This is a genomic window from Halomonas sp. MMH1-48 (genome assembly GCF_022348105.1).
GTDB lineage: Bacteria > Pseudomonadota > Gammaproteobacteria > Pseudomonadales > Halomonadaceae > Vreelandella > Vreelandella piezotolerans.
Genome location: NZ_JAKRFL010000017.1, coordinates 56,778 through 69,254 on the forward strand (window position 1 = coordinate 56,778; position 12,477 = coordinate 69,254).

The 12,477-nt window shown below is 61.0% G+C and carries 12 protein-coding genes; 3 read left to right on the forward strand and 9 right to left on the reverse strand.

Annotation, left to right across the window (positions count from 1 at the left end; translation table 11 throughout):
• The first annotated feature begins 23 nt into the window (after window positions 1-23).
• From MHM37_RS13890 to MHM37_RS13900, 3 genes are read left to right on the forward strand one after another with little or no spacing between them, the layout of a single operon-like run.
• On the forward strand, window positions 24-1,718 hold the full coding sequence (locus tag MHM37_RS13890; protein WP_239297070.1) for a diguanylate cyclase: 1,695 nt from the start codon (window positions 24-26) through the stop codon (window positions 1,716-1,718).
• Window positions 1,690-2,229: a chemotaxis protein CheW gene (locus tag MHM37_RS13895; RefSeq protein ID WP_153843031.1), complete on the forward strand. Its 540-nt coding sequence runs from the start codon at window positions 1,690-1,692 to the stop codon at window positions 2,227-2,229. The genes MHM37_RS13890 and MHM37_RS13895 overlap by 29 nt, the downstream gene beginning before the upstream one ends.
• 12 nt (window positions 2,230-2,241) lie before the next feature.
• Complete coding sequence (locus MHM37_RS13900; protein ID WP_239297071.1) at window positions 2,242-2,610, forward strand: hypothetical protein; 369 nt, start codon at window positions 2,242-2,244, stop codon at window positions 2,608-2,610.
• Here MHM37_RS13900 and glp read toward each other — a convergent pair.
• From glp to MHM37_RS13945, 9 genes are all read right to left on the reverse strand, one after another.
• Window positions 2,599-3,804, reverse strand: a complete 1,206-nt coding sequence (gene glp, locus MHM37_RS13905; RefSeq protein WP_239297072.1) for a gephyrin-like molybdotransferase Glp — start codon at window positions 3,802-3,804, stop codon at window positions 2,599-2,601. The two genes, MHM37_RS13900 and glp, sit on opposite strands and share 12 nt — an antisense overlap.
• Window positions 3,797-4,315 (reverse strand): molybdenum cofactor biosynthesis protein B, encoded by a 519-nt coding sequence (moaB, locus tag MHM37_RS13910; RefSeq protein ID WP_016915144.1) that lies wholly within the window; start codon window positions 4,313-4,315, stop codon window positions 3,797-3,799. The genes glp and moaB overlap by 8 nt, the downstream gene beginning before the upstream one ends.
• Window positions 4,316-4,318: 3 nt before the next feature.
• Window positions 4,319-4,663: a DUF1244 domain-containing protein gene (locus tag MHM37_RS13915; protein ID WP_239297074.1), complete on the reverse strand. Its 345-nt coding sequence runs from the start codon at window positions 4,661-4,663 to the stop codon at window positions 4,319-4,321.
• 103 nt (window positions 4,664-4,766) lie between these two features.
• Window positions 4,767-5,879 (reverse strand): formate dehydrogenase subunit gamma, encoded by a 1,113-nt coding sequence (locus MHM37_RS13920; protein ID WP_239297076.1) that lies wholly within the window; start codon window positions 5,877-5,879, stop codon window positions 4,767-4,769.
• Between the two features lie 11 nt (window positions 5,880-5,890).
• Complete coding sequence (gene fdh3B, locus MHM37_RS13925) at window positions 5,891-6,505, reverse strand: formate dehydrogenase FDH3 subunit beta (protein ID WP_139525806.1); 615 nt, start codon at window positions 6,503-6,505, stop codon at window positions 5,891-5,893.
• Between the two features lie 61 nt (window positions 6,506-6,566).
• Window positions 6,567-9,422, reverse strand: a complete 2,856-nt coding sequence (locus tag MHM37_RS13930) for a molybdopterin-dependent oxidoreductase (RefSeq protein ID WP_239297078.1) — start codon at window positions 9,420-9,422, stop codon at window positions 6,567-6,569.
• A 24-nt stretch (window positions 9,423-9,446) separates the two neighbouring features.
• Complete coding sequence (locus MHM37_RS13935; RefSeq protein ID WP_139525808.1) at window positions 9,447-9,650, reverse strand: twin-arginine translocation signal domain-containing protein; 204 nt, start codon at window positions 9,648-9,650, stop codon at window positions 9,447-9,449.
• 76 nt (window positions 9,651-9,726) lie between these two features.
• Window positions 9,727-10,380, reverse strand: coding sequence for a molecular chaperone TorD family protein (locus MHM37_RS13940; protein ID WP_239297080.1), 654 nt, complete (start codon window positions 10,378-10,380; stop codon window positions 9,727-9,729).
• A 4-nt stretch (window positions 10,381-10,384) separates the two neighbouring features.
• Window positions 10,385-12,097 carry a 4Fe-4S dicluster domain-containing protein gene (locus tag MHM37_RS13945; protein WP_239297082.1) on the reverse strand — a complete coding sequence of 571 codons (1,713 nt, stop codon included), beginning with the start codon at window positions 12,095-12,097 and terminating at the stop codon, window positions 10,385-10,387.
• Window positions 12,098-12,477: the final 380 nt, after the last annotated feature.

Sequence of the window (12,477 nt, forward strand, 5' to 3'; positions counted from 1 at the left end):
CGTCCACTCGCACAGGTAGCCTGATGTCATCCTCTGCTTCTTCGCTGCACGATAAACTCAATCAACTGCGTCAGCGTTTCATCGACCAGTTACCCGCGCGTTTACAGCTCACTGTCGGGCTGTGGCAACAGAGCCAGGCCTCCGCCGAGGCACAGGCACAGGCACGACTTGGCCCAGAGCTGCATCGGTTTTTCCATAGTTTGAAGGGCACCGGACGCTCACTGGGCTTCGAGCGCATTGCACTATTGGCCGAGCAGGGCGAGGCCGCTCTCGACGGCCAAGCACCTGCCGGGCAGGTGGTGGAGCAGGTGTTCGTCCACCTCGCCGAGGAGCAGCAGCGGCTGCAGTCACTGCCTGAGCAACAGCGGGCACTGGCCGCCATGACCAGCGTCGAATTCTCGCCAAAGCCAGTGCAAACCCGCAGCAAGCGTCAGCGGCTGATCTACCTATGCGACGACGAACCGGACCAAGTGAGCCAACTGCTGCACCACCTGCGCTGCTTCGGCCACGAGGTAGTGCACTTCGAAGACACGGATACGTTCTTCAACGCCGTGATCACGCGTCGTCCCGACGCCATCATCATGGACGTGCAATTCCCTCAAGGTAATACGGCGGGCACCGAGACGCTCGCCAGCCTCAACAAGCTGACCGGTGAACCGCTGCCCTCGATCGTCCTCTCCGCCCACGGTGATTTTCACTCACGCCTCAGCGCCGTGCGAGCAGGCTGTAACGGCTACTTCACGAAACCGGTGAAACCGCTGGACTTGATGCTGGCCGTGGATGAGCTCACCACGCCCAGCGACGAAGAGCCGCTGCGCATTTTGATCGTGGACGATGAACCAGAGGTCGCGGCATATCATGCCCTCCTGCTGGAGCAAGCGGGGATGGCCGTACAGCAGGTCAATCACCCCGCCGATGCGCTGACGGCCCTCGAGCGATTTAGTCCCGACCTGCTGCTCGTCGATGTCTACATGCCCGTTTGTTCCGGCGAAGAGCTGGCGAACATCATTCGCCAACAGCCCGAACACGTGGGTCTACCGATCATTTATCTATCGAGCGAAACCGACAGCCAAAAACAGCTCTCGGCCATGACGGCGGGCGTCGAGGCCTTCATCACTAAACCCGTAATCCCCGATGAACTGGTCTCGGCCGTCACGTTGCGCGCCGAGCGCCTACGTTTACTGCGCTCGCTGATGACCCGTGACAGCATGACCGGGCTATATAACCACAGCACCACCACCGAACTCATCAGCAAAGCATTGGCACAAGCGCACCGTGACAACACCGAGCATGCCATGGCGATGATCGACATCGACCACTTCAAAGCGGTGAACGATACCCACGGCCACCTTGCCGGTGATCAGGTCATCATCACCCTGGCAAGGTTGCTGAAAACCCGCCTGCGCATGTCGGATATCATCGGACGTTACGGCGGCGAAGAGTTCGTCGTGCTACTCAAGGGGGTCAGCGACGAGCGCGCCTGCGCGCTGATCGATGCACTGCGCCATGACTTTGCCCAGGTGGACTTTCATGCGGGCGGCACGCGCTTTCGCTGTACGTTCAGTGCTGGCATCAGCCGTTTTCCTAACCACCCCTCCACCGAGTCGCTTCGCCTGAGTGCGGACCAGGCGCTTTACCGCGCCAAGCATCAGGGGCGCAACCAAGTGGTCACCAGCACGGAGCAGGACGATGACGGACTCCCCACGGACTGCCCCTGAGGCGAACGCCACCTTCGCGCAGGCGTTCAACGCGCGCGGCGATGAGACAGCCATTGTGGAGGTGGATGAGCCCAGTCAGCAGGTGGTACTCTTCCAGCTCTCCGGTCAACCGTTTGCGCTGCCCGGCCAGGCAGTGAGCGAAATTTTGAAAGGCGACACGCCAGTGTATTTCGTCCCTGGCTTGCCGGATTCCACCGAAGGGGTGATTCACCTGCGCGGCCAGATCGAATCACTGATCACGTTGCAGCCGCTGTTGGGCCTTGCCCCGTCTCAAACCGACGGCATGATGCTTGTCGTGAAAGGCGCCGGCATCCGCAGCGCGGTCCGCATCGATCAGTTGCAGGATGTTTGCGAGCTGCCGATAAGTGCTTTGAAGACGCCTCCCGACACCCTGCCCAGTGCGCTGCGTCCCTACGTAAGCGCGCTTTGGCAATCCGATGACACGCAGCGCGCCACGGCTCTCCTCGACCCCGACGCACTGCTTCAAGCGTACCTACAGGGTCTTGGCTAGCCAGTGAGTACCGTGACCTGTGTTCGCTTCAACGCCTGCGGCCATCAGTGGGCGCTGGAAGCTCACCACGTCAGGCGTATCGATAGCGCCGCGATGCTGGCACGTTACGTGTCATTCGAAACACTCATGTGCCGAGGACCTGGACACTCGAGTCGCTGGCTCACGCTGATCGACCGCCAAGGCCCTTGGCAGCTTGGCCTGCCTGGCGACAGCGAGCTTGTCCCTCTCCAGGTCGCTGACCTCCACCCTCTGCCGCCGCTTTTGGCCGCCCGCACATCCTACCCGGCGCTTTGCGGCGTCGCCCTGGAAGGAGCGTCCATGACGCTTCTTCTCGAGGGTGGACGACTCGGTCTGCCCGTTGATTCTGACTCAGTGGACTAACCACAAACAGGTCACCCGGCTGCCCGGCTCTACTTGGCAGTGCGGTTCGATCACGGCCAACGCATCAGCCGCAATACACGAAGAGAGCACGGCTGAGTTTTGGTCGTCGAACGCCTCGGCCTCGATACCCTCGGCGGTAAAGCGCAACGCCACGCGCATGTAATGCTGGCGTGGACCGGTGTCGGTGGCGAACCTAGCCGTGGCCGCCAGTCGCGGCAACGACCCAAGCGAGGGGCAATCTAGAAGCGCCCCAATGAGCGGCCGCAGAAACAGCCATGCGCCCACGAACCCCGATACCGGGTTGCCCGGTAACCCCACGAAACGCGCAAGGCTACCGTCGTCACGGGGGAGTCGCCCCAACGCCAGGGGCTTACCGGGACGAATCGCCAGCTTCCACATATCGAGCTGGCCTAGCGATTCCAGCGCCGCTTTGACGTGGTCTTCCTCACCCACGCTCACACCACCCGTGCTCACCACCACGTCGGCGTCGGCTGCTGCGGCGTTCAACAGCGCGACGGTCTGGGCGTAGTCATCGGGTACGCTCACCAACTGAACCACCTCAGCACCAAACGTCTCTAGCAGGCGCTTGAGCATCGGGCGGTTGGAGTTATACAGCTGGCCAGGCTCGAGCGGCGTACCGGGATCGACGATCTCATCACCGGTGGAGAGCAGCGCCACCCGAGGACGACGACGAACGCTGACGTCGGTGATGCCCTGCCCCGCTAAATGCCCTAACGCTGCGGCCTCCAAGCGCTCACCTGCATTGAGCAGCAGATCGCCTTGACGTACGTCGCGCCCCTGCAAGCGCACGTTATCACCGGCAGGCACATCGTCTGGGATAAGCGCTTCGCCCTCCTTTTCGACCACCCGCTCCTGCATCACTACGCAGTCAGCGCCGGGGGGCATCTGCCCGCCGGTGAAAATCCGCGCGCAGGTGCCCGCTGCCAGCGGCTGTGCCGTATCGCCCGCCGCAACTCGCTGGCTGACCAACAGCCACTTACCGGCGTCTACAGCGCGCAGCGCATAGCCATCCATCGCGCTGTTATTGAAAGGAGGCACGTCCAGCGTCGCCGTGACCGACTCGGCCAGCACGCGTCCGGCGGCGTCACTCAGCGCGAGCCGTTCAGCCAAAAGCGGTGTGACATTGGCCAGCAGCGCGTCGAGCGCCGTTTCGATCGGCTGTAACTCAGCCATGCTGCCCCCGGCCTGGAATCACTAGGTTGGCAAAGTTACAGGGCTTGTGGCGGCTATCGAGCTGTTCGGCCAGGATGCCGTCCCAGCCGGTGCGGCAGGCACCGGTGGAGCCCGGCAGGCAAAACACCACCGTGGCGTTGGCAAAGCCGCCCAGCGCGCGGCTCTGAATGGTGGAGCTACCGATCTCATCGCCGCTCAGCTGGCGAAAGCGCTCGCCAAAGCCTTCGATGCGTTTATCCAGCAGTACCGAGACCGCCTCGGGTGTGGAGTCACGCCCGGTAAATCCGGTGCCACCGGTGGTCAGCACCACCTGCACGCCGGGGTCGGCGATCCACTGCGCCACCACCGCCCGAATTTGATATACGTCATCCGGCACGATGCGCTTGTCGGCCAAGCGGTGGCCCGCCTCGGTCAACCGCTGCACCAGCGATTGGCCCGAGCGATCGGTCTCTTCCGTGCGAGTATCCGAGACGGTGAGCACCGCGATGTTCAGCGCTTCCATGGCATCCATCGGCTACTCCTCGCGCTCATTTTGAGCATTAGCTTGTTTCCTGGCTTGACGCGCCTCGAGCGCGGCGAGCTGTTCCGGCGTCGCCTCGCCCTGGTGATGCGCCTTCCACTCACTGTAGGGCATTCCGTAGACATACTCGCGGGCGGCCTCCAGATCCAGCTCGGTGCCGTGCTGATCAGCGGCGGTCACCAGCCATTTCGAGAGGCAGTTACGGCAGAAGTCCGCCAGAATCATCAGGTCGATGTTCTGCACGTCTTTATTGTCATCCAGATGCTTCAGCAGGCGGCGAAACGCGGCGGCCTCCAGCTCAGTGCGGGTGGTGGCATCCAGTTCGTCAAATGTCGCCATGGTCATTCCTCTTTCCCAATGCATTGAAGTGCAGCATAACAAAAGACACCGCCCGAAGGCGGTGTCGAAGGGCATTCACGTTCACCGATGTCGACGGAGTGACTCAGCTTGGCTTAGCGGCAGAGTTGGCTGCCGAATGCTCGCCGCTGTCACCCGCTTTACGCGCCGCCATCTCTTCTTCGCTGATGGCCTGATCTTTGACCTCTTCGTACCACAAATTGTGGTGCTCTTTGGCCCAGGTTTCATCCACGTAGCCAGTGGTCATGCCTTCCAGCGCGCCTTCCGTGCCCAGCGTGCCGATGTAGATGTGGCCCAGCGACACGGCGGTCAGGCCGAGCGCTCCTACGGCGTGGATGATGTTGGCCCACTGCATGGTGTTGCGACCCTGATCGAAATTGGGGAAGTCGAGCACGAAGCCGCTCGCCACCACCAGAATGCCGACGGATGCCAGCAGCCAATACCAGGCTTTTTCACCGCCGTTGCAGAAGCCCGCATCGACATGGCCTTTGCCAATCATGCCGCCGCCTTTTTTGAACCATACCCAGTCGTGCTTTTTGGGAATGTTTTCTTTGATCAGGCTAATCAGCATGATCACCAGCAGCACCCCGAAGATCGGTCCCAAATAGTTGTGCAGCACTTTGGAGGCCGACACCATCCAGCTCCATACGGCATCGCCAAATAGAGAGCGGAACACGAACTTACCCAGCAGCAAGTTGAGTCCGGTCAATGCCAGGGTGATGAACAGCGTGGCGACGGTCCAGTGTAGAGCGCGCATTAGCAGCGACCAGCGCAGTAGCAGACGACCGGTGCGCGGCTCTTCCAGATACTTCCGCCCGACGATGAAGTAGAACAGCGCGATCAGTGCTGCCATGCCACCAATGGCAATCATGCCAAACGGCGACACCCAGCGGTTACGCAGAATACGCCATGTTTCGCCGCTCGCGTTGATCAGGTTGTAGTTACTTTCATGCCGCGAGTCGCGGTAGTTGGGCCCGGTTTCTCCGCTGCGCACCTGACGCCACTGGTCGGCGGTGATGCCGGGCGCAGCCGTGGTCATTTCACGATCTGGGTCGGCTTGCGCCACGGCCATTTGGGTGACGCCCAGGCTGGTCACCAACAGTACCAGCATGAGACAGAGACGCCAGCCGCGCTGTAGCCAGCTAGCGGTGCCGCTAGGCGCCCGTGAGGGGGCCTTTGTCATGGTCAAGGTTGTCATGACACGCCTCCTTACCCTTTGCGGGCGGCATCGTAGGCAAGGTTGTCAGTGCTAGCCTGAGGATTGTTCGACCACGCACCATCTTTATGGCCACGGTGTACCACGCGTTGACGGAAGATATCGGCAACGTCCTGCGCGTCACCGGCCAGCAGCGCTTTAGTGGAGCACATCTCGGCGCACAGCGGCAGCTTGCCTTCTGCGATGCGGTTGGAGCCGTACTTCTGGTACTCCTCTTCTTTGGTTTCGGCGGGACCACCAGCGCAGAAGGTGCACTTGTCCATCTTGCCGCGCTCGCCGAACGCATCTTGCTGCGGGAACTGCGGCGCGCCAAAGGGACAGGCGTACAGGCAGTAACCACAGCCGATACATAGGTCTTTATCGTGGAGCACGATGCCGTCGTCGGTTTTGTAGAAGCAGTCGGTGGGACATACCGCCATGCAGGGGGCATCGTCGCAGTGCATGCAGGCAACGGAGATGGACATTTCGTCCGCTTCACCGTCGTTCAGGGTCACCACGCGGCGGCGCTGAATGCCCCACTCGACGTCATTGGCGTTCTTACAGGCAGTGACGCAGCCATTGCACTCGATGCAGCGCTCGGCGTCACACATAAATTTCATTTGAGCCATGGTGTTCTCCTCGTGCCGGTGCGGTCGTGGACGCACCGGCATGCTGTCTGGTCAGGTCGTATTAGCTGGCGCGTTCGATACGGCAAATGGTGCACTTGGTCTCTTGCATCAGTGTCACCGGATCGTAGCCGTAGGTGGTCGCGGTATTGGCCGCTTCACCAATCACGTAGGGAACGGTGCCTTCCGGGTAGCGGTCGTGCAGGCTTTCGCCCTGGAACACGCCGCCAAAGTGGAACGGCATGAACGCCACTTTACGATCCACGCGGGGCGTCACCAGTGCTTTTACTTTGACCCGACCACCTTCGGCGCCTTCGACCCACACCTGATCGCCATCGCGGATGCCAATGTCGTTGGCATCGGCTGGGTTGATTTCGACGAACATCTCCTGCTGCAGCTCGGCCAGCCAGGACATGGAGCGCGTCTCTTCACCGCCACCTTCGTACTCGACCAAGCGACCGGAGGTCAGAATGATCGGATACTCCGCGCTGTTGTCACGGTCCTGGATGGTTTTGTACATCGTGGGCAGACGCATGATGGAGTCGAAATCGTCCCATGTCGGGTAGCGCTCGACCAGGTCACGGCGGGTGGTGTAGAGCGGCTCCCGGTGTTTCGGAACGGCATCTGGGAAGGTCCACACCACGGCGCGCGCTTTGGCGTTGCCGTAAGGCGCACAACCGTGTTCGATAGCCACTCGCTGGATACCGCCGGAGAAGTCGGTCTTCCAGTTTTGGCCTTCGGCCGCTGCTTTCTCCTCATCGGTGAGATCATCCCACCAGCCCAGATCTTTGAGCAGCTGATCGGTAAACTCCGGATAGCCGTCGTCGATGTCACCGCCAACCGGTGCCGAGCCTTCCGCCAGCAGGTTCACACCGTCGCGCTCGATACCGAAGCGGGCGCGGAAGCCCATGCCGCCTTCCATGACCGGGACGCTGGTGTCGTAGAGGTTGGGCGAGCCGGGGTGCTTGAACTCAGGCGTTCCCCAGCAGGGCCACGGTAGGCCGTAGTAGTCGCCATCGGCAGGGCCGCCCTGGGCACGCAGGTTCTCAAAACTGAAGGTGTGCCAGTTTTGCTGGTGCTCTTTCAAGCGCTCTGGGCTTTGGCCGGTGTAGCCGACGGTCCACATACCGCTGTTAATTTCACGCAGTACGTCTTCGATCACCGGTCGATTGCCTTCCATCGCGAAGTTTTTCACGAACTCGTTGCCAAAGCCGAGTTTGTTGGCAAATAGGTACATGATTTCGTGGTCCGGCTTGGACTCGAACAGCGGCTCGATGACCTGGTCGCGCCACTGAATCGAGCGGTTCGTCGCCGTGACGCTACCGGTCGTTTCAAACTGGGTGGCGGCGGGCAGCAGGTACACGCCGTCGGTACGGTCATGCATGACAGCGGCAACGGTGGGATACGGGTCGACGATGACCATCATCTCCAGCTTCTGCATCGCCTTCTGCATTTCGACGCCGCGGGTTTGCGAGTTGACCGCGTGGCCCCAGTAGAACATCGCTTTCAACGCAGTGCGCTGGGAGATGTTGTCATCCTCTTCCAGCACGCCATCCACCCAGCGAGAGACGGTGATACCGCTGGAGTACATCGGTTTGCCATCGGCGTACTCGGTGTCGTCGAAGCGGCCTTTCAGCCATTCGTAGTCCACGTCCCACACCTTGGCCCAATGCTGCCATGCCCCCTCTGCCAAGCCGTAGTAACCCGGCAGGGAGTCACACCCTAGCCCCAAGTCGGTCGCGCCTTGCACGTTGTCGTGACCACGCAAGATGTTTGCACCGCCACCGGATTTACCGATGTTCCCCAGCGCTAGCTCTAGAATGCAGTAGGCGCGGGTGTTGTTGTTGCCGGTGGTGTGCTGAGTACCGCCCATGCACCACACCACGCAGCCGGGGCGGTTGTCGGCAAGACGCTTGGCTACGTCGAACATCTCGGCTTCGGGTACGCCAGTAATGTCTTCGACGACGCTGGGAGGGAACTGGGCGACTTCGGCCCGCACATCGTCCATGCCATAGACGCGCTGGCTGATGTACTCACTATCTTCCCAGCCGTTTTCGAAGATGTGCCACAGCAAGCCCCAGATGTAAGCCACGTCCGAGCCGGGGCGAATGCGCACGTACTTGTTGGCTTTCGCCGCCGTACGCGTAAAGCGCGGGTCTGCGACGATGATGTCACAGTTGTTGCGCTCTTTGGCAATCAGGATGTGCTGCATGGCGACCGGGTGCGCTTCACTGGGGTTCGAGCCAATGAACAGGATCGCCTTGCTGTTGTGCATATCGTTGAGCGAGTTGGTCATCGCTCCATAACCCCAGGTATTGGCCACACCCGCCACGGTCGTGGAGTGACAAATACGTGCCTGGTGATCAGTGTTGTTGGTGCCCCACATGGAGGCGAGCTTGCGCATCAGATACGCCTGCTCGTTGTTGAACTTCGCCGAGCCCAACCAGTAAACGCTGTCCGGGCCGTAGCTGTCGCGCAGCTCGAGCAGCTTGTCGCCGATCTCGTTGACCGCCTCGTCCCAGTCCATGCGCTGCCACTCGCCCGCCACTAACTTCATCGGGTACTTCAAGCGGCGCGTGGAGTGGCCGTGCTGGCGCAGCGACGCGCCTTTGGCACAGTGGGCCCCACGGTTGATCGGGTGGTCGAAGGCAGGCTCCTGTTTGGTCCAGATTCCCTCTTGCACTTCGGCATAGACACCACAACCCACCGAGCAGTGGGAACAGATGGTGCGCTTGGTCTCCACCGGGGAGTCGAGCACCGGCGTTTTATTCGCCGCTTCGGTGCGCTGCATCATCGGCGCGCCCATGAAGCCTGCTGCGGCAACGCCGCCTGTGGCGACGCCCGTACGCTTCAAGAACTGACGACGGGAAATACCCAGTCCAGTGGTCGCAGGGGCGTTCGTTTTACGAGTTAAACGCATGGCAAATCTCCTGGCAGTTCGCCGTCAGTCACGCAGCGATGCGTAGTAAGCACGAATATGGTCGGTCTCACGGTAGTTCACCGTCTGCTTGTCGCGCTCGACCGGGCTCTTGTCATCCGCCTGTGCCAAGGTGACGTGGCCGACCGCAGCGGCGGCACCCGCAGCAGCGGTGCCTAAACCAACGGTTTTCATAAACCGGCGGCGCTCAGGGTTATGTGACTGGTGCATGGGGTTCTCCTCTTTCATGCTTTTCTTATACGTGGCCAGCAGGCCTGTCGTTCACTTACCGCTGCGCACGGTCACGTCACGGTGTGGCTTTGCGCGCTGCACCGGCGTCATAGGAAGCAGGCTCCACTATGCGTACCGGTCGATAGGCCGCCTGATCGCTCAAGCGTGCCTGTTCGCTCTCCATGAAAGCGCTACCCAACTGCCCCAGCGCTGCATAGAAAGCGGTGTCTACGTTGGCAAGGTCATCCCAACAGCGGCTGGCCCAAGGGGCAAGATGCCGTTGAAAAAAGGTAAATTGCTCGCCATTTTGTGCCGCGATGAGCATGGCCATCACTTCACACACCGCGGCCAGGTGATCTTCTGGATCCCGGGTATGCTCGCTGCGCTCGAAGCCCAGCGCTCGGAGGTCTTGGCGCAGTGCGACCAACGCGGCTTCCATCAATTCGCCATTTCGGTACCAAGACGCATAGGGGACTACGTCGCCTTGAATCACGCCGACCAAGTGGCGAAAATGCGCCCGTTTCAAGCCGTCGACATCGCTCTGGGCCGCGGCCAGCGACAGCGCCGCCCAACACTCGGCAATACGGCTACCGTCTTGCTCGTTATCCAAGCTCGCCAACCACGCCAGCAGCTCGCCATCCGGCGCTTGGCGCAGCAGGCTGGCGAGCAGCTGGTAGATATCCATGCGCAGCGCATCGGTGTCGCTTAGCGTCGGCATTGCATCGCTCATAGCTTCATACCTTTAATTGCGCGTTAGGGTCGCGCGCCATGGTTTTCCAAACGTCTTTCACCCGGCAGTCTTCGCACATTTCCAACCGCGCCATGGCATCCCCGGCAAAATAGGGGTGATTGGCCAGCTTGGCTTTGATGGTGGCCACGGTACTGGCCGTGGCGAACGGCTTGCCGCAGCCAATGCACTCGAACGCCGCCTCTTCATGGCAAATGTGCCGTGTGTCGCGCTCGGGCGTGGCGAGGAACCCCGGCGCCAGCGTAATGGCGTCTTCAGGGCAGGCCTGTTCGCAGAGCCCGCACTGCACGCAGTCTGCTTCGAGAAAACTCAGCGCGGGGGCGTTGCCCCCTGACTTCAGCGCAGGCGTTGGGCAGTTGCTGACGCAGGCGTGGCACAGCGTACAGGCCGCGCTATCCACCTGAATACCACCGTACGCCGCGCCCTGAGGCATGGCATGACGTTCACCGCTGGGCGCACCCAACTCGGCCAGTCGCGTCAGAACCACGTTCAGGCGGGCACGCTTGTTAGGCTCGTCGAAGTTCAACGGCGACTCGGTGAGCGGAGTGAGGCTCGGCAGCGCATCGCGCTCGCTCTCGGCTCCAACGGGCAGCAGCTTGATGCGTGCCGTGTCGTGGCCAAGCGCGGTCAGTAGCGCGTGCGCCTGGGCGATTTGCTGCTCTAAAAACGCGCTGAGCCGATTCGGCATGTCATCGTGAAGCTGAATGCGCACTTCGGCGGCACCGCTGGCAAGTGCCGTCAGCCACTGGTCGTGACCCGCCGCGCCCAGTTCTTCTAAGGGTGCATCGATGATATGACCCGGCGTGGTAATACCTGCGTTGCGCTCGGCTTCCAGCGAGTCATGGGTGATGAAGCGCAGCACCGGCACCTCGCCACCGGCGTCGCGGTAGGCAGATAGCCAAGTGGCGAGCGTATCCTGCTGCCGGCGGGTTTCCGGTAGGCGAAACTCGATGGCACCGGTCGGGCACGCGCTGGTGCAGCTCCCCACGCCCTGGCAGAGAAACGGATCGATCTCGATGCGCGACTCGATGCGGCCTTGGATGCTGGTAATCGCATCCGCCGGGCAGACGTCGAGACAGCGGGTGCAGCCAACGTTACCACTGGAAGAGTGGGCACAAAGATCGGTATTGACCTGGAAATAGCGCGGTTTGTCGAATTCGCCCACCAGCTCGGTCACGCTCTCCAGCACGTCGGCGCGCTCTGCCTCCTGACGCTCCCACGCGAGGCGCAGGTAGCCCGGCGGCGGCAACTCCCATGCAGCCACGTCCAATGCGCCTTCGGTGAGATCCAGCACCACGTCGAAAACGTCGCGTTCGATCAATGCTTGTGCCAGATTTAGCGCGTCGCCATCGGCTTGAGCCAGGGTGGTTCGGAACCCGCCCAGGTGACCCGCAATACGCAGTTGGGGCTGCTGATGTGTGCTCAGCAAGTGTGCGGTGACCGGCTCGCTGGTGGCAGGAAGATCGACAGCGACATCCGTCGTCAGCAGCGTCAGCGACGCGAGCCCACGACCTTGCAGCGCACGCGCCGCTGGGCTGACGGACGCTGCACGACCCAGTAGCAACACGTGCCCTCGACTATGGTAGGTCACGTTGGCAGGCGTTAAATTCACCGGCCATGAGATACGCCGACGCACCGCTTCACGGGCGGCGGCGTTACGCTGGTCGTCGATCGACGCCAGTTGGATTCGTTGGTTCATGCATTCTCACGGTCAAGAGGTCGTTTTTGTTATAATTAGCGTTTAGATGTCGTCATTTCGAGGATGACTTTCGACGTTATATCGACATAGCTTATTGTATCAGCGTACGGCGCAAACCGCTTTTTTGCCACTTCCATTGGTCGAATCGCTGTCAACGCAAGCCTGCTCGGTTTTTTACAACCCACTGATTCAAAAAGCTAACCGTCTTTTTTTCGCTCTTCCAGAGCGTGATCGGAATCATCAGACCGGTCGTCTAGCCCGGATTTCTCATAGCACCTCAGCAAGTATCTTACCCAAGACGTAATGCTACTAAAAACCTATTGGCACGGTTTAAACTGCCTACTTTTTAACCACTTCCCGTCGTTCAGACACACTTCCCC